We start from the raw sequence: 17,245 nt of genomic DNA, 5'->3' as shown, positions 1-17,245 counted from the left end.
AAGACACCACAGTATCGAGCTCCCAGTGACCAAAGGTCTCACGATTTCGGACCTCTTTAGGACGTTTGGCAATCGACGTGCCAATCCTAAATGTCCCACGTGTTTCTTTGGGCTGTCGAGTTTTTCCTTTACGACGAAGGACGTTTAAATTCAGATCAATCAAACCAGCATAGAGCCAGTTATAGATGGTTTTAAAAGCTACCATTGGCTTTTGTTCAAGCTGATAGCGACCACAAATCTGTTCAGGTGACCAGGAATGTTTTAAACAGTTCTCAATTTCCTTTTTCAATTTTGGTGTCAAACAAGACTTTAGACCTTTTTGCTTTGCCCTGTGATCGTACTGTTCCTGTGCTAAGGCTGCGGAATAACCATTTTGGCATCGACTTACCTCTCTTGAAATAGTAGACTTATGGACACCAAGTTTACTTGCAATTTGGCAAGATTTCAAACCTAATTCCAAGTAAGTTTCTATCTTTATTCTGTCGGTTTTGGTAAGATGGGAGTAGCTCATAGTTTTTCCTCAGGTTCTGTTTGTGTGGTTCCTTACAGTTTACACCAATGAAACGCTATGAGTCTTTTTGTTGCACTATATTTTACAATTTATCAAATTAATAAAATAGGTATATATGAACATATTGACGTCGACAAATGTTCTTGCAAGACATAAAATACAAATAAAAAGAATAAAAATTGTTATATTTTTATATTTGTTGTTCTGTTATAAGATGAAATAAATTAGAAACTATTTTCTAAATCATGAAAAATATTGAAAAAAAAAGATAAGTGCTAAAATAAAGAATGTAAACGTTTACTTTAACAAAGGAGCAAATATGTTACTGCAATTGGATATTCAAGATGTTATTTCTAAAAATATGTCAGACGATCGTCGTACGAATATTGCACAATTCGTATCTCTAGCAGTAGGTTTATTCTCAATTGTTGTTTCCATTATCATGGCTCATTCAGATATTAAATCTGCATACGAATGGTTCAATAGTTTCATGGGACTTGTACTTGGTCTACTTGGTGGTGTATTCATTCTTGGTTTTATTTCTAAAAAAACAAATAAACAAGGTGCTAATGCAGCGCTGATTGTATCAACCATCGTTATGGTATTTATTAAATACTTCCTTCCTCCAACAGCTGTTAGCTACTGGGCATATTCATTGATTTCAATTTCTGTATCAGTAGTTTCAGGTTATATTGTATCTGTTCTTACTGAAAATAAAGTATCTGCACCTAAATATACAACGATTCATGATATTTCAGAAATTAAAGCGGATTCAAGTTGGGAAGTTCGTCACTAGTCACTAATAGAAAAGAGAAAATAATATGATTATTTCTGAACAATCTGATTTTAGACGATATGCTTCTGTCAATAAACATTTTTCAAAAGTCTGTGATTTTTTAGAAAATACAAATTTGACAGATTTAGTTGATGGAAAAATTGATATTGACGGGGAAAATGTTTTTGCAAATTGTATGACTTATCTAGCTGATGGAGTTCCAGGAGATATTTTTGAAACTCATAAGAAATATTTAGATATTCATATTGTTGTTGAAAATACAGAAAAAATGGCAGTAACTTCCCCAGTCCGTGCTCAGTCACGTGTATCTTTTAGCGAAGAGAAGGATATTGCTTTTTACGATAGCAAAGACTATCAAATTGTTGAATTGCTTCCAGGGAATATGTTGGTGACTTTTGAAGAAGATCTTCACCAACCAAAGATTCATTGCAATGATGAAACTGTAAAAAAAATTGTTATCAAAGTTTTAAACGAGGAAAAATAAATAAAAAGAGGATAAAAATTATGGTAAATTACGGTATTGTTGGAGCTGGATATTTTGGAGCTGATTTGGCTCGCTCAATGAACAAAATTGAAGATGCAAAAGTGGTTGCGGTATTTGACCCAAATCATGGAGAAGAAGTTGCTCAAGAGTTGGGATCAGATGTTTGTGCAAGTTTAGATGAACTTGTAGCACGTGAAGATATTGATTGTGTGATCGTAGCTTCACCTAGCTACCTTCACCGTGAACCTGTTGTGAAAGCTGCTCAACATGGCAAACACGTATTTTGTGAAAAGCCAATTGCATTGTCTTATGAAGATTGTAAAGCCATGGTTGACGCATGTAAAGAAAGTAATGTTATCTTTATGGCTGGTCACATCATGAACTTCTTTAATGGTGTACACCATGCTAAAGAATTGATTACTCAAGGTAAAATCGGTAAAGTTCTTTATTGCCATGCCGCTCGTACAGGTTGGGAAGAACAACAACCAACTGTATCATGGAAGAAACTTCGTTCTCAATCTGGAGGACATTTGTACCACCATATTCATGAATTAGATTGCATTCAGTTCATCATGGGAGGACTTCCTGAAAAAGCGACAATGGTAGGAGGCAATGTATATCATAAAGGTGAAAACTTTGGTGATGAAGATGATATGCTCATTGTAAACCTAGAATACTCTGATGATCGTTATGCTGTTTTGGAATATGGTAATGCTTTTCGTTGGGGTGAACACTACGTCTTGATTCAAGGAACTGAAGGAGCTATCAAACTTGACTTGTTCAATACTGGAGGTACTCTTCGTGTTAAAGGTGAAGGAGAATCACACTTCTTAGTACATGAAACTCAAGAGGAAGATGATGACCGTACAGCTATCTATACCGGTCGTGGTATGGATGGAGCAATTGCGTACGGTAAACCAGGAGTACGTTGCCCATTATGGTTACAAACATGTATTGATAAAGAAATGGAATATCTACATGACATCATTAAAGGTGGAGAAATTACAGAAGAATATGAAAAACTTCTCAATGGTGTAGCTGCTTTAGAATCAATCGCTACCGCTGATGCATGTACTTTATCAGTTAAAGAAGATCGAAAAGTAAGTCTTTCAGAAATCACAAATGCTTAACTATTGTAAAACAGAAGAGTAAATTCTTGTCATTATATAATTTCTAAAGTTCTGTGATACAACTCATTTAAGAAAGAATGAAAACCGAGGCTGGGCCTCGGTTTTTTTGTGCATTCTTTCTTTTATGCTTTTACAGGATTAGTATCATTAGATTTTTCATTGAGATCTGTCTCATTTGTTGATATAATAAGGATACTCTAAGAAATAAGGAGAAGTTATGAAAAACTTAAAACAGATTTTTTTGGCTTTCATCGCAGTTTTTGTAGCAATACTTCTTGTAGCTTGTGCTGCAAAAGGCGATAATGGAACCTATGTTTACAAACCATCTAAAGCAGAGATGAAGAAAATTCTTAAAGAGCAAGGCGCATCTGCTTCGGATATTGATTCTTTAAATAATAAATATTCCTTAGAATTATCAGTTGAAATTAACGATTCAGAGGGATATTTAACTATTAAAACTAAAAGACCAGGCCATAAAACTACAGATTCAACAGAAATTAAAGTTAATCAAAAAACTAAAACAATTGGTGCGCTAGAAGACAAAGGTGATAAGGTTAGATATAAGATTAATGGAGATACCCTGACATTTAGCTTTACAAAAGATCAAGAATCTACGAATCAATTTGCATCGTCGCTTCTTAAAAATGCTAAATTCAAACGCACGAAATAAAGCAACTGGAGAGCGGGGAAACTTGCTCTTTTGCTTTACTTTTATGACTGGTTTGGTATAATGAATGAGACTACAGATGGGACTGGGGCAGGAATGATTTTCTTTGAAAATGATTTCGTCTCGCTCCCTCTTTTCTGTGTGATTTAGGAAATTATTTATGGAAAAGGAGAATCATCTATGCAATATATTTGGTCTTACTTGAAAAAGTATCCCAAGTGGCTAGCCCTGAATCTATTTTCAGCCATCCTTTTTGTCATTGTCAATTTAGGTTTGCCAACGATTCTGGCTCGCATGATTGATGAGGGGATTAACCCACGTGATGTGGATCGGCTTTATTTCTGGGGCTGGGTCATGTTTGCGATTATTTTGCTTGGGATTGTAGGCCGGATTATCTTATCTTACGCGGTTGGCCAGCTAACGACGACCATGGTGCGCGATATGCGTAATGACCTCTATGCCAAGTTACAGGAGTACTCGCATCGCGAGTATGAGCAAATTGGGGTGTCGTCATTGGTCACTCGCTTGACTTCGGATGCCTTTGTTTTGATGCAGTTTGCGGATTCTATGCTGAAGATGGGTGTTATCACTCCCTTGATGATGGTTTCCAGTGTTCTCTTGATTCTGACAACCAGTCCTTCTCTAGCATGGATTGTAGCAGTATCTGTACCCTTTCTTGCTGTCGTTGTCTGGTATGTAGCAGTCAAAACCCGTCCACTTTCTGAGAAGCAACAAAAGACCCTGGACCATCTCAATCAGTTTGCGCGTGAAAATTTAACAGGTCTCCGAGTGATTCGTGCCTTTGCCCGCGAAGAATTCCAAGAGGACAAATTTGCAACTGAAAATGAAGTCTATGCAGTAAACTCGAATAAATTGTTTAAATTAACCGGTTTGACTGAACCCCTGTTTGTGCAGATCATCATTGCTATGATTGTAGCGATTGTCTGGTTTGCCTTGGATCCTCTTCATGACGGAAGTCTCAAAATTGGGGATTTGGTTGCCTTTATTGAGTATAGCTTCCACGCGCTTCTGTCCTTCCTTTTCCTAGCCAATCTCTTCACCATGTATCCTCGTACAGCGGTTTCTAGCCGTCGTCTCAAGGAAATCATGGACATGCCCATTTCGATTGATCCGAATGAGAATGGTGTCACAGAGACAGCATCTCGTGGCTATTTGGAATTTGATAATGTCACCTTTGCCTATCCAGGTGAGACGGAGAGTCCGGTTCTTCACAACATTTCCTTTCAGGCCAAACCTGGTGAAACCATTGCCTTTATCGGCTCGACGGGTTCTGGGAAATCGTCGCTGGTACAGTTAATACCTCGATTCTATGATGTCACCCTAGGGAAAATTTTGGTCGATGGAGTGGATGTTCGTGACTACAATCTGAAAGCCCTTCGTCAAAAGATTGGGTTTATTCCGCAAAAAGCCTTACTCTTTACAGGAACCATTGCGGAAAACCTTCGTTATGGGAAAGAAGATGCATCCGTAGAAGAGCTAGAACAAGCAGCAGATATTTCCCAAGCAAAGGAATTTATTGACAGTCGTGAGGAACGTTTTGACACGCATTTGGCAGAAGGCGGAAGTAACCTATCAGGTGGTCAAAAACAACGTTTGTCCATTGCTCGTGCTGTTGTCAAAGATCCAGATGTCTTTATTTTTGATGATTCCTTCTCTGCCTTGGACTACAAGACGGATGCCACTTTGCGGAAGCGTCTGAAAGAAGTTACAGGAGATGCTACCGTCTTGATCGTGGCGCAACGTGTGGGAACCATTATGGATGCGGATCAAATTATTGTCTTGGATCAAGGGGAGATCGTCGGTCGCGGAACCCACGATGAATTGATGGAAAGTAATGAAATCTATCGTGAAATCGCTAATTCGCAGCTCGATAGTCCATCATTAACAGAGGAATAGAAAGGAGAAGCAGATGAAACAAGAACAAAACAGTTTTAGTAGACTATGGACTTACTTGAGAGCATATCGCTTGGAAGTTTGCTTGTCCATTTTCTTAAAAATCCTAAGTGTCATCATGAGTGTTGTCGAACCCTTTGTTTTGGGACTTGCCATTACGGAGTTAACCAAGAATCTCATGGATATGGCAAAAGGCCTTGCAGGGGCTAGTCTGAATACTTCCTACATCGCTATCATTATGACGCTCTATCTATTCCGTGGGGTCCTCTATGAGTTGGGATCTTATTATTCCAACTATTTCATGACCAATGCTGTTCAAAAAACCGTTCAGGACATGCGAAATGATTTGTCTCATAAAATCAATCATATTCCGGTTTCTTATTTTGACCGGCATCAGTTTGGAGATTTGCTTGGACGTTTTACTAGCGATGTCGAAACCGTCTCTAATGCCTTGCAACAGTCCTTTTTACAAATCGTCAATGCTATCTTTACCTTGCTCTTTGTCATCAGCATGGTCTTGTACTTAAATATCCAATTGGGGCTAGTGGTCATCTTGTCCATTCCGATCACTTATTTCAGTGCTCGATTTATCATGAAAAAATCTCAGCCTTACTTTAAGGAGCAGGCAGATGTTTTGGGGGCAATGAACGGCTTCGTTCAAGAAAATTTAACAGGCTTTAATGTCCTCAAGCTCTATGTCCGAGAAAAATCTTCCCAGGAAGAGTTTCATGATATTACCCATCACCTACAAAAGGTAGGATTCAAGGCCAACTTCATTTCCGGTTTAATGATGCCGATTTTAAATGGAATTTCAGATTTGACCTATCTGATGATCGCTTTGATGGGGGGCTTGCAAGTGTTAGCGGGGCGTTTGACAGTCGGGAATATGCAAGCCTTCGTTCAATATGTCTGGCAGATCAATCAACCCATTCAAAACTTGACCCAATTAGCCGGCCAACTCCAAAGTGCCAAATCGTCACTAGATCGGATTTTCCAAGTCATGGATGAACCAGATGAAGTGGCAGATGTGACAGAAACACTCTCTGGAGATTTGACAGGGCAAGTTAGCTTTAAACATGTTGATTTCCAATATGTAGCGGATAAACCCTTGATTCGTGATTTCAATCTAGAAGTCAAACCAGGAGAAATGGTGGCTATTGTCGGACCTACCGGAGCAGGGAAAACAACCCTGATTAATCTGCTCATGCGCTTTTACGATGTGACTGCGGGATCGATTACGGTGGATGGTCATGATATTCGCCATCTGTCTCGCCAAGATTACCGTAGGCAATTTGGGATGGTACTTCAGGATGCTTGGTTGTACGAGGGAACCATCAAAGAAAATCTTCGCTTTGGTAACCTAGAAGCAACGGATGAAGAAATTATTGAAGCTGCAAAGGCTGCCAATGTCGATCACTTTATCCGGACACTTCCTGGTGGTTACAATATGGAAATGAACCAGGAGTCTAGCAATATTTCTCTAGGTCAAAAGCAACTCCTAACGATTGCGCGTGCACTCCTTGCTGATCCTAAGATTTTGATTTTGGATGAAGCGACGTCTTCTGTCGATACGCGTTTAGAGCTCTTGATTCAAAAAGCTATGAAGAATTTGATGAAAGGGCGGACCAGCTTTGTTATTGCTCACCGCTTGTCTACTATTCAAGAAGCAGATAAAATTCTTGTCCTCAAAGATGGACAAATCATTGAGCAAGGGAACCACCAATCCTTATTGGCAGACAAGGGCTTCTACTATGAGCTCTACAATAGCCAATTTTCAAATAAAGAAGCTGAATAAGCTAAGGAGGTTGAGACCAGATTCCTCAACCTTTTTCTATATCATTCTTTTTGCTAAAAAGTAAAACTATCAGTTCATTACGGTCCTTCATTGACAGTTGCTGGGCTTCTCGTTATACTAGGAGTATTCGAAAAAGGAGATACCATGATCATTCGTTCTGTTCAGCTAGCTGATGCGAAGGCCATTCGGGCCATTTACCAACCTTATGTGACAGAGACAGCCATTACCTTTGAGGTTGATGTGCCGACTGTTCAGGAATTCGAAAGGCGCATCACAAAAACGCTGGCTCAATTTCCTTATTTGGTCGCAGTAGTTGAAGGGAAAGTTGTGGGCTATGCCTATGCTTCCACCTATTATGCACGCGCTGCCTATGATTGGACTGTGGAATTATCTATTTATGTCGCTAAAGAGACGCGTGGAAAAGGGATTGGATCAGCTCTTTATGAAGCTTTAGAAGAGGAGCTGAAAGCACGTGGTTATCTTCGTTTCTTGGCTTGTATCGCAGTTCCTAATGAAGCCAGCATTTCCATGCATAAAAAGCGAGGGTATGTCCAAGTCGCTCATTTCCCAAAGATTGGTTTTAAATTTAATCAGTGGCATGATATCGTCTGGATGCAAAAGACCTTGGATGGGCCTGTCAGAAAAATATGGTAGAAGGATAGAAATATCTGATCAAAGTTTACAAATTGACTATGTAATGTACCCATGCTAGAATGATACTAATAGTTGAGAAATCGTAGAAAGAGCTCTGAACTGTGAGCCAATTCTTTATGCCAAAGGAGCCTATATGTCCCAAGAAATAAGTGCCCGACTATTGCCTCAGAAGCCTTCTAAATGGGCAAAAATCCTGCTTAATCGCAAGGTACCTATTTTCCTTTTTTTCTGTCTTGAACTTGCCTTCCTAATCTATTCTTATGTTAGCCTACAAGAGCATTTCCCATCCATTATTTTATGGGAACACTTGTTGAGTGTCTTTACCTTCTTTTATTTGCTTAATCGTTCCATGGACTCCCGTTCCAAACTATCTTGGTTGATTATCATTGCTCTCTTTCCAATTTTTGGGACAGCTCTGCTCTACTTTTCTCTCGCTGATTTTGGTGTTAGACGTTTGAAAAAGAGTCTTGTGGAAGCTACTCAGCAAGCTTCCGACTATTTGAGTACTGATCCAGAAGTTGCAGATTATTTATCTCATAGTGATCGTCAATTACAGCGTTTGGCTTATTTTCTGGAGCAGAGTCCGGCTCAGTTTTCTATCTACGGAAACACCAATGTTACCTATTTCCCACTTGGAGATGAAATGCTTCCGGCTTTGTTAGAGGATTTGAAAAAGGCTGAACAGTACATCTTCATGGAGTATTTCATCATTGATGAAGGTATCATGTGGGGTGAGATATTAACCATCTTGGAGGAGAAGGCTAAGGCAGGACTGGATGTCCGTGTTATGTTTGATGGGATGAATGAGATGACCACCTTGTCCTACGATTATATCGAGAGGTTACACAAGGTTGGTATTAAAGCTCAGACCTTCTCACCAATTAAGCCAATTCTCTCAACTTACTACAATTACAGAGACCATCGAAAAATTACAGTAATTGATGGTCAAGTTGGTTATACCGGTGGCGTTAATATTGCTGATGAGTATGTCAATAAACGAGAGCGTTTTGGTCATTGGAAGGATACTGCGATTCGATTAGACGGCTCAGCTGTGCAAACTCTCAAGGCTCTCTTTTTGACCATGTGGTCAGTGACTGGAGTAGAAGATCCAGCTGATATGGAGCGATATCTCCAAGAAAAACCTCAAAAAAGAGAGAGTCAAGGCTTTGTTCTCCCTTACGGCAATTCGCCCCTGACCTATCACAAGGTTGCAGAAAATGTTTACTTACATCTTCTGAATACGTCAACTGATTACGTCCATATTATGACCCCTTATCTAATTTTGGATGATGAACTCGTAAGAGCTATGACCTTTGCGGCCATACGAGGTGTGGACGTCCGTATTATTATGCCAGGGATTCCTGATAAACAGTATGCCTTTGACATTGCTACTACTTACTTTAAAGTCTTGTTGGATGCTGGCGTTCGTATTTTCCGCTATACGCCAGGTTTTGTCCATGCTAAAGTTTATGTTTCTGACGACCAACAAGCTGTTGTAGGTACTATTAACACAGACTACCGAAGTCTTTATCAAAATTTTGAAAATGGGGTTTATTTTTATAAAAATCTAGAAGTGCTCAAAATTGTTCAGGATTTTGAGGACACCCAAGCTATTTCTGAGGAAGTCACCTTGGAAAGTTTGTCTAAAATGCCTCTAGTTCATCGTTTGAGTGGTTATCTTTTTTCTTTGTTTGGCCCTTTGATGTAATATAGGAGTAGTTATATTAGCATGAGGGAAGTAAGAAAGTATTTGTATAAATCAACCGCTTGACTCTGTGATCTATTATGCTATAATAGTCACATGCGATGAGTCGATTGGTTCTTAGGAGCCTTTTGCGCTGAGGAGGTCTACATTCAATTGTAACGCAGGAGCGGACCTTGAGTAGTTGTGTGAACCGGCTGCTCTCACCGAAAGGTGCCTCGAATCCTGATCTTCGGATCAGGATTTTTTTGTGCCTTCAGGACTTTTCATTTATGCTAAAAAGTTGTATAATAGTACAAATACTCAATTTTTAGAAAATTTTGAAAGAGGATTAACTATGGGATATACAGTTGCTGTTGTCGGTGCCACAGGTGCCGTTGGTGCACAAATGATCAAAATGTTGGAAGAATCAAGTCTTCCAATCGATAAGATTCGCTACCTTGCGTCTGCACGTTCTGCAGGAAAAGTCTTGCAATTCAAAGGTCAAGATGTGACCATCGAGGAAACGACTGAAGATGCTTTTGAAGGGGTTGATATTGCCCTTTTCTCAGCTGGTGGTTCGACATCTGCTAAATATGCACCATACGCTGTAAAAGCAGGCGCAGTAGTGGTGGATAACACTTCTTATTTCCGTCAAAATCCAGACGTCCCATTGGTTGTTCCTGAAGTGAATGCACATGCGCTTGATGCTCACAATGGAATCATCTCTTGCCCTAACTGCTCAACTATTCAAATGATGGTCGCTCTTGAGCCAGTTCGCCAAAAATGGGGCTTGGACCGAATCATTGTGTCCACTTACCAAGCTGTATCAGGAGCTGGTATGGGTGCCATTCTTGAAACCCAACGTGAGTTGAAAGAAGTATTAAATGATGGTGTTAATCCACGTGATGTCCAAGCGAATATCTTACCATGTGGTGGCGATAAGAAGCACTACCCAATCGCCTTTAACGCTTTGGCTCAAATCGACGTCTTCACTGAAAACGACTATACTTACGAAGAAATGAAGATGACAAACGAAACCAAGAAAATCATGGAAGATGATAGCATTGCCGTATCGGCAACCTGCGTGCGGATTCCGGTCTTGTCAGCTCACTCTGAGTCGGTTTACATTGAAACAAAAGAAGTAGCTCCAATTGACGAAGTGAAAGCGGCGATTGCTGCCTTCCCAGGTGCTGTTCTTGAAGATGATGTTGCACACCAAATCTACCCACAAGCAGTTAATGCTGTCGGTTCACGTGATACCTTCGTTGGACGTATCCGTAAAGACTTGGATGCTGAAAAAGGAATCCACATGTGGGTGGTTTCAGATAATCTCCTTAAAGGTGCCGCTTGGAATTCAGTCCAAATTGCAGAAACCCTTCATGAACGTGGACTTGTACGCCCAACAGCTGAATTGAAATTTGAATTGAAATAGGGAGCAAAACAGAAATCAGTAACTCGAAGAGTTTGATTTCTCCTTCGCTTTTATGATTTAAGGCTCAGGCTATAAAAGTCCACAGGACTTTTATACTCCCCCCGCACAGTTGATTAGGAAGTACGAATGTTGCAAACATGAGTAGTTCCAATCAACCACTGCGTCACGATTCAGAAATCAGTAACTCGAAGAGTTTGATTTCTTCCTTAGCTACCTAGCAAATCAACTTGTTTTATGAACAGATCATGAGGCAAAGGCAAGGATGCCCCAGCCTCTTTCTTATATAGAGAAAGGTTTTTCTATGTCTTATAACGATTTAAAAGATTGTAAAATCATCACTGCATTTATCACCCCTTTCCATGAAGATGGAACCATTAACTTTGATGCCCTTCCTGCCTTGATCGAGCACCTCCTGGCTCATCATACAGATGGGATTCTCTTGGCTGGTACGACTGCGGAAAGTCCAACCCTAACCCACGATGAGGAATTGGAACTCTTTGCGGCCGTTCAAAAGATTGTCAATGGTCGGGTTCCTTTGATCGCTGGTGTCGGAACCAATGAAACTCGCGATTCGATCGAGTTCGTCAAAGAAGTAGATTCCTTTGGTGGCTTTGCAGCAGGATTGGCTATCGTCCCTTACTACAACAAACCATCTCAAGAAGGAATGTATCAACACTTTAAAGCCATTGCGGATGCATCCAATCTTCCAATTATTATCTACAATATTCCAGGGCGAGTGGTAGTGGAAATGACACCTGAAACCATGCTTCGATTGGCTCAACACCCAAATATTATTGGGGTTAAAGAGTGTACAACCCTTGCCAATATGGCCTACTTGATTGAACACAAGCCAGAAGAATTTCTAGTCTATACGGGGGAAGACGGAGATGCTTTCCACGCTATGAACCTTGGGGCTGATGGGGTGATTTCAGTAGCTTCTCATACAAATGGAGATGAGATGTATGAGATGTTCCAAGCCATTGAACACAATGATATTAAAAAGGCTGCGGCCATTCAACGTCAATTTATCCCTAAAGTCAATGCTCTCTTCTCTTATCCGAGTCCAGCTCCTGTCAAAGCTGTCTTAAACTATATGGGGTTTGAAGCTGGTCCCACTCGTTTGCCCTTGGTACCAGCACCGGCAGAAGAAGCGAAACGCATCATCAAGGTGGTAGTAGATGGGGATTACCATGCAACCAAAGAGATCATTACAGGTGTTTTAAGACCGGATTATTAAAAAAATGTCATGAGGAATGTATGTCAGAGATAGAGAAAACGGATTCAGAAAAATCTGAACTAGAAAAATTTAAAGAACGTCATAGTCTTGAAAAGTTAGAAGGTGTGATAATCTACGATAAACCGACCATTAAAGCAGGCGAAAAAGCTGGATGCATCGGTGCACTCTTACTTTTAATTGGATTTGGTACAGGAATTATTTTGTTCCTAGTTCATTTCATATTTGACTTCGATTCCAAGCTACTCAATCTTCTTTGGGAATCGATAGCGGCTTTAGGATTTGTTTTTAGTTTAGCAGGGGCTTTTCAAATCGGGCCGCTTACAATACACCGCTACTCAAGAGAAGCTGACAAGGATAAACATTTTGAAATTGATAGAGCCTATAATCTCTATAATGTTCTCTATAAACCGACTAAAACAGTCCTTCTCCAATATGATAGTGACGAAGATCAGCTGATTGCTGTCAATGCTGGTGGTGAACTACTCGTGGAACTTCTTAGAAAAGTAGAGATGGAGAAGTTACCTCTGAAGAAGATTTTGAAGACTTTCCGTTTGGACCATGTCTCTGACCATCTTTGGAGATTGACCTACAGCTATAAAAAAGAAGAGGTGGTCATGGAGAAAAGTGATCGTTAGTTTTTTATCCAATCAACCACAATGATTCCTGAAAAGAGCTTTGATTCTTGGCAAAAAAATTATATAATAAAGTAGTAGGTCTTCATTTCTTTCTAAGGGAAATGGAGTATTCATGAAAATTTAAAATAAAGGAGACTCCGATGGAAGTCATTAAACGTAGTGGAGAAGTGGTTGAATTCAACCCAGATAAAATTTACCAAGCTATTTTGAAAGCTGCGCAAGTTGTCTATGTTTTGACAGATGATTTGCGACAAAACCTAGCTCAAGTGACCAAGAAAGTTGCCATGGACTTGGATGAAGCCCAAGTAGAACGCGCAACCATCAGTATGATCCAATCATTAGTGGAACAACGTTTGCTAGGAGCAGGCTATATTACCATTGCAGAACACTACATTTCATATCGCTTGCAACGCGATTTGGAGCGTAGTGGCTATGGTGACCATATTGCCGTTCATTTGCATTTTGAGCAAATTCGCTAAGCTACTAGCTAGAAAATCGCTCGTGGAGTATATGCCATAATGTTTGAACCACCCATCCATAGGGTGGTTTTGACTGTCTAGCAAATTCGTTTATTTTGAAAGGTCTACATGCATGCAGAATCCAACCATCTATACCTATCTCAATCAGGAATTCACCGCTATTCCACTTTTTGATGGCTTAAGCGTTGATGGTATCTCTCAAGAAAGTCAGGCAGATTTGCATTTGGCTGATGATTTTCAGTCCCCTTCTATAGCCAGTTTTCATTTTCTAAATGATCAATGGTATTTTGAGTGTTTATCTGGGATGATCGAGGTGGATGGTGTCACCTACTCGACTAATGGACGGGCTCGATTAAATCACCGCTCCATTATCCACCTTTGTGACGCCGATGGCCATGTTTTTCGGTCAAAATTCATTATTTTTGAAATGCAATCTCTTGAGTGGAAGACCATTGCAAAAGATGCTTTTCCGATGGATCTGTCCTCGCTTGCTTCAATTGATTGTGCCATCTTATCTGATCAGTTGGTTGTGCGACTGGGAGAACAAGTTATTTACCAAGAGCTTCAAACAGGACCTGTCAGTTCTTCTCAATCATCTGCTGAGGGGTCGCAGTTTTCTCATTCATCACTAACGATTGCTATTCAAGATGTAACAGTCGGAAATCTCTTAAACCGTAAAACAATCCTCAAGGATATTCAAGTAGAATTTAAGCCTAAGGAGATGATACTCATTCTGGGTGGATCTGGTGCTGGAAAATCAACCTTTATGGAAGCAGTGACAGGACTTGTTCATTCAAATACCAGTGCTTATTTTAATGGGGTGGATCTGTTAAATCATGAGAAGAAACAAGGGGTCATCACCCTGGCTCCTCAATCTCCGGATGAGCATTACCGAATGGAAGACACGGTCTATAAGAATCTAGAAGATGCAGCAAAGCTCTACGGCCCATCCGAGTTAGCAGACAATCCTGAACTTCGAAAAGAAGAAGTGCTATCTGTTCTGAAAAAGCTGGATTTAGAATCTGTCAAAGGATCCAAGTGCTCTTCTCTATCCGGTGGACAAAAGAAAAAACTCACGATTGCCATGGAATACATCACGCGCCCTGAAATCCTCTTTATGGATGAGCCGGATTCAGGTGTCGATGGAAGCATGGTCATGGAGGTCATGACCACATTGAGAGAGATTACAGATGAAGGAAAGATCTTATGTGTCATCACGCATACGCCCGATCGTATTCGTCATCTTTTTGATAAGGTCATGGTGGTCGGAAAGAGTTCGGAAGGCTGTGGTAGACTGTGTTACTTTGGCTCTGTAGACAATGCCCTGAAAGTCTTTGCAGCTAATAGTTTAGAAGAAATCGTCCATAAAATTTCAGGTGCTGAAAATGCAGCTCTTGTTGACCAATATGTTCAATGGTTTGAAAATGAAAGGAGAGGTGGCCATGCTGGATAAGAAGCAAGTCTCGATTTATTTTAGAAAATTCCTTCGACTCCTTCTCAATAAAAAATCTCTATTTTTTGTGTTAGAAGCGATTCTTCTTCCTTTCATCATTTCGATCGCTTTTGATGCCAATGAAGTTTTTGATAAATACCATATTACAAGAACTTCTTCGATTATGTTTATTTCTGCAGCACTCTGGATTGGTCTCTTTAATTCAGTGACCAGTATTTGTAACGAGCGAAAAGTCATCAAGTTTGAGTACCAAATTAAAGGTTTGTCCTTACCTTCTTATGTGACGGCCCGCGTGCTAACAGAGTTGGTGCTTTGTTTTGCGGAAGCGATCTTAATGATTGGAACCATTGTTGTGCGCTATCCACGTATCCAAGGAAACGGTAGCGAGATATTTCTTTTGGGGATCACTTTGTTTTTAGTGATCTTTACTTCAGATATGTTGGCCTTATTGATTTCAGCCTTTGTTAAAAAATCATCCCAAGCGATGACAGCCATGCCGCTGGTATTGATGGTTCAATTGCTGTTTTCCAATTTTCTTCAATCCTTGGATGAGAAAATTCCGTTTTTAGTATGGATCTCACATGCGACTATTACGAGATGGGGAACAACGGCCTTCTTTCGGATTGCAAATATGAATAATATGGTCCCGTCTCAAGGTCATACTGACTGGCAAGTTTATCAAAAAGATGGGGTAGGAACCTATGCTTATGATCTACTTGCGATTCTTGGAAATTGGGGAGTCTTGCTTGCTTTTGCAGCTCTATTTATGGTCGCAACTTCCCTCGTATTGACTTCTGTCCGTAAGGACGCTCGATGAAAATAAGGAGAGATTTATGAAAAACTGTACCAATTGCCAGGCACCTATCAATGCTGGTGATGCCTTTTGTTCTAAGTGTGGAGCTAAAGTTCAAGTAGCTGCACAAGCTGAACCAAAAGCTGTTGCTTTTAAACCAAAGACAGTGCAATTAGGGCCAAGTCCAACTCAAGCCCCAGCACCTAAAAAACCAAAAAGAAACGTTAAAGGAATTTTAGCAGGGATCTTTGTCCTTCTTGCTGTCATTACTGTTGCGGGTTATTTCTTATTAAACCGTAGCAGCAGTGACACTATTAATTTAGAGGACTACGTAAAGCTAAAATTTGAAGGAACTGATGGTGAAGGCTATATTGTTGAAAAGTCAGTTAGTTTAAATAAGGAACATTTAGATCGGGATATCAAGAAAAAGATAGAAGCAGAAGGCTTGAATACTGAGAGTTCAAACTACAATATCGATCAGCTAGTTTCAAAAGTGGGATTTAGTGTTTATAAAGGAGATGAACTGATCAAGGTAGAGAAGCAAAAGAATCTAAACAATCACGATAAAATTACGGTCAAATTACTTTACGATAAGAGTGATCTTGAAGACATGATACCTGGCCTTCACTTTACTGGTACATCTGTAACTCAAGAGGCAGATCTAATCCCGCTTGTAGGTGCTGACCCCTTTAAGGGTTTTTATCCAAAAATTAAGGGCATTTCTCCAAATGGAAGTTTATCAAAACCATCACAATTTGAAGGAAAAGATCTAGACATTGTTGCAAAAGCAACGGCTAACTATGGCTTCCCATTTGATTATTATCTGAACGGTAAAGAAGTATCAAGCAATGATCCTATTGCAGTTGGTGACGAAATCGAAATTCGTCTCAATGAAAGTGGAAAAAATGCATTGAAAAAAGATGGTAAAACTGTTGAGAAAGGAAAAGACAGTAAGAAATACAAGGTTACCTTGGCTGATTTTGAGGAAGGGGCTTATGTGACTTCCTTGTCAAAAGTGGATGAGGATACACAAGAAGCCATCTCTAAGAATGTAGAGGATGCAGCAAAGGCTTATGCGGCTGACCGAAACTATAAAGACCTTCCAAAATTTGAAGGGATGGCTTTTGCAGCAATCAAAGATGGAGTTGATTGGGGAGGTACATTTGATTCCAAAATCCCTCAATTGGTCTATGTATACTCTATTACCAATACATCTTATGGTAAATCAAAAACAAGTTATTTTGTCATTTCAAAGATAGCGGTTATTGAACAGGTCGAAAACCATGGAAAAGCCAACGTTCATAAAAAACCTGGAAAAACCATTCAAACCTTTGAGAAAAATGCTAAGAAGTACGACTTCCAAAGCATGTCTGATGAGAATGACTTGAAGAACTACTTTACTAGAAATATCGACACCTATACCTATACAATGGACGATCAATTGAAATCGTTGATCAATTGGACGGAATAATGCAAAAATGAAGTTACCTAGGTAGCTTCATTTTTTGTGTTCTCATTTAAAGCTGAGAATTCTAGAAAACATGGTATAATAGAGGAGATTGAACTGGAAAGGAAGTGAGA

The 17,245-nt window shown here is 39.8% G+C and carries 15 protein-coding genes and 1 pseudogene; 15 read left to right on the top strand and 1 reads right to left on the bottom strand.

Going from position 1 to position 17,245, the window contains the following annotated elements; all coding sequences use genetic code 11:
* Nucleotides 1-511, bottom strand: a 511-nt coding sequence (locus JX304_RS00840; RefSeq protein ID WP_205010840.1) for an IS30 family transposase, incomplete at its 3' end; no start/stop codon positions are given.
* Between the two features lie 331 nt (nucleotides 512-842).
* Here JX304_RS00840 and JX304_RS00835 point away from each other — a divergent pair.
* The 15 genes and pseudogenes from JX304_RS00835 to JX304_RS00765 all read left to right on the top strand — a co-directional run.
* Nucleotides 843-1,307, top strand: a pseudogene (locus tag JX304_RS00835) (sodium:solute symporter); the annotation flags it as partial.
* Nucleotides 1,308-1,332: 25 nt separating this feature from the next.
* Entirely contained in the window at nucleotides 1,333-1,791 is a 459-nt protein-coding gene (locus tag JX304_RS00830; RefSeq protein ID WP_205010839.1) for a YhcH/YjgK/YiaL family protein, read from the top strand.
* A 20-nt stretch (nucleotides 1,792-1,811) separates the two neighbouring features.
* A complete protein-coding gene (locus JX304_RS00825) occupies nucleotides 1,812-2,921 on the top strand; it encodes a Gfo/Idh/MocA family protein (protein ID WP_205010838.1) in 1,110 nt (369 codons plus the stop codon).
* Between the two features lie 217 nt (nucleotides 2,922-3,138).
* Nucleotides 3,139-3,591, top strand: coding sequence for a hypothetical protein (locus JX304_RS00820; RefSeq protein WP_205010837.1), 453 nt, complete (start codon nucleotides 3,139-3,141; stop codon nucleotides 3,589-3,591).
* 177 nt (nucleotides 3,592-3,768) lie between these two features.
* Nucleotides 3,769-5,505, top strand: a complete 1,737-nt coding sequence (locus tag JX304_RS00815) for an ABC transporter ATP-binding protein (protein ID WP_205010836.1) — start codon at nucleotides 3,769-3,771, stop codon at nucleotides 5,503-5,505.
* A 13-nt stretch (nucleotides 5,506-5,518) separates the two neighbouring features.
* Nucleotides 5,519-7,297, top strand: a complete 1,779-nt coding sequence (locus JX304_RS00810) for an ABC transporter ATP-binding protein (RefSeq protein ID WP_205010835.1) — start codon at nucleotides 5,519-5,521, stop codon at nucleotides 7,295-7,297.
* A gap of 144 nt (nucleotides 7,298-7,441) precedes the next feature.
* Nucleotides 7,442-7,951, top strand: a complete 510-nt coding sequence (locus tag JX304_RS00805; RefSeq protein ID WP_205010834.1) for a GNAT family N-acetyltransferase — start codon at nucleotides 7,442-7,444, stop codon at nucleotides 7,949-7,951.
* Between the two features lie 133 nt (nucleotides 7,952-8,084).
* The gene (cls, locus tag JX304_RS00800; RefSeq protein ID WP_205010833.1) at nucleotides 8,085-9,659 is read left to right on the top strand and encodes a cardiolipin synthase; all 1,575 of its coding nucleotides are present in this window, start codon (nucleotides 8,085-8,087) and stop codon (nucleotides 9,657-9,659) included.
* 331 nt (nucleotides 9,660-9,990) lie between these two features.
* Nucleotides 9,991-11,067, top strand: coding sequence for an aspartate-semialdehyde dehydrogenase (locus tag JX304_RS00795; RefSeq protein WP_205010832.1), 1,077 nt, complete (start codon nucleotides 9,991-9,993; stop codon nucleotides 11,065-11,067).
* 301 nt (nucleotides 11,068-11,368) lie between these two features.
* On the top strand, nucleotides 11,369-12,304 hold the full coding sequence (dapA, locus tag JX304_RS00790; RefSeq protein WP_205010831.1) for a 4-hydroxy-tetrahydrodipicolinate synthase: 936 nt from the start codon (nucleotides 11,369-11,371) through the stop codon (nucleotides 12,302-12,304).
* Nucleotides 12,305-12,324: 20 nt separating this feature from the next.
* On the top strand, nucleotides 12,325-12,939 hold the full coding sequence (locus tag JX304_RS00785; protein WP_205010830.1) for a hypothetical protein: 615 nt from the start codon (nucleotides 12,325-12,327) through the stop codon (nucleotides 12,937-12,939).
* 140 nt (nucleotides 12,940-13,079) lie between these two features.
* The gene (locus JX304_RS00780; protein ID WP_003001449.1) at nucleotides 13,080-13,418 is read left to right on the top strand and encodes an ATP cone domain-containing protein; all 339 of its coding nucleotides are present in this window, start codon (nucleotides 13,080-13,082) and stop codon (nucleotides 13,416-13,418) included.
* A 112-nt stretch (nucleotides 13,419-13,530) separates the two neighbouring features.
* Nucleotides 13,531-14,871 (top strand): ATP-binding cassette domain-containing protein, encoded by a 1,341-nt coding sequence (locus tag JX304_RS00775; protein WP_205010829.1) that lies wholly within the window; start codon nucleotides 13,531-13,533, stop codon nucleotides 14,869-14,871.
* Nucleotides 14,861-15,688: an ABC transporter permease gene (locus JX304_RS00770; RefSeq protein WP_205010828.1), complete on the top strand. Its 828-nt coding sequence runs from the start codon at nucleotides 14,861-14,863 to the stop codon at nucleotides 15,686-15,688. Before JX304_RS00775 ends, JX304_RS00770 begins: the two co-directional genes overlap by 11 nt.
* A 16-nt stretch (nucleotides 15,689-15,704) precedes the next feature.
* Entirely contained in the window at nucleotides 15,705-17,135 is a 1,431-nt protein-coding gene (locus JX304_RS00765; protein WP_205010827.1) for a zinc-ribbon domain-containing protein, read from the top strand.
* Nucleotides 17,136-17,245 lie beyond the last annotated feature (110 nt).

The sequence above is a fragment of the Streptococcus parasanguinis genome (assembly GCF_901875555.1).
GTDB classification, from domain to species: domain Bacteria; phylum Bacillota; class Bacilli; order Lactobacillales; family Streptococcaceae; genus Streptococcus; species Streptococcus parasanguinis_H.
This window is presented reverse-complemented; position numbering and strand designations above follow the sequence as displayed.

Bases quoted from the DNA above. Each gene is read 5' to 3' on its own strand.
- JX304_RS00830 (WP_205010839.1), top strand. From the start codon at position 1,333: ATGATTATTTCTGAACAATCTGATTTTAGACGATATGCTTCTGTCAAT.
- JX304_RS00825 (WP_205010838.1), top strand. From the start codon at position 1,812: ATGGTAAATTACGGTATTGTTGGAGCTGGATATTTTGGAGCTGATTTG.
- JX304_RS00820 (WP_205010837.1), top strand. From the start codon at position 3,139: ATGAAAAACTTAAAACAGATTTTTTTGGCTTTCATCGCAGTTTTTGTA.
- JX304_RS00815 (WP_205010836.1), top strand. From the start codon at position 3,769: ATGCAATATATTTGGTCTTACTTGAAAAAGTATCCCAAGTGGCTAGCC.
- JX304_RS00810 (WP_205010835.1), top strand. From the start codon at position 5,519: ATGAAACAAGAACAAAACAGTTTTAGTAGACTATGGACTTACTTGAGA.
- JX304_RS00805 (WP_205010834.1), top strand. From the start codon at position 7,442: ATGATCATTCGTTCTGTTCAGCTAGCTGATGCGAAGGCCATTCGGGCC.
- cls (WP_205010833.1), top strand. From the start codon at position 8,085: ATGTCCCAAGAAATAAGTGCCCGACTATTGCCTCAGAAGCCTTCTAAA.
- JX304_RS00795 (WP_205010832.1), top strand. From the start codon at position 9,991: ATGGGATATACAGTTGCTGTTGTCGGTGCCACAGGTGCCGTTGGTGCA.
- dapA (WP_205010831.1), top strand. From the start codon at position 11,369: ATGTCTTATAACGATTTAAAAGATTGTAAAATCATCACTGCATTTATC.
- JX304_RS00785 (WP_205010830.1), top strand. From the start codon at position 12,325: ATGTCAGAGATAGAGAAAACGGATTCAGAAAAATCTGAACTAGAAAAA.
- JX304_RS00780 (WP_003001449.1), top strand. From the start codon at position 13,080: ATGGAAGTCATTAAACGTAGTGGAGAAGTGGTTGAATTCAACCCAGAT.
- JX304_RS00775 (WP_205010829.1), top strand. From the start codon at position 13,531: ATGCAGAATCCAACCATCTATACCTATCTCAATCAGGAATTCACCGCT.
- JX304_RS00770 (WP_205010828.1), top strand. From the start codon at position 14,861: ATGCTGGATAAGAAGCAAGTCTCGATTTATTTTAGAAAATTCCTTCGA.
- JX304_RS00765 (WP_205010827.1), top strand. From the start codon at position 15,705: ATGAAAAACTGTACCAATTGCCAGGCACCTATCAATGCTGGTGATGCC.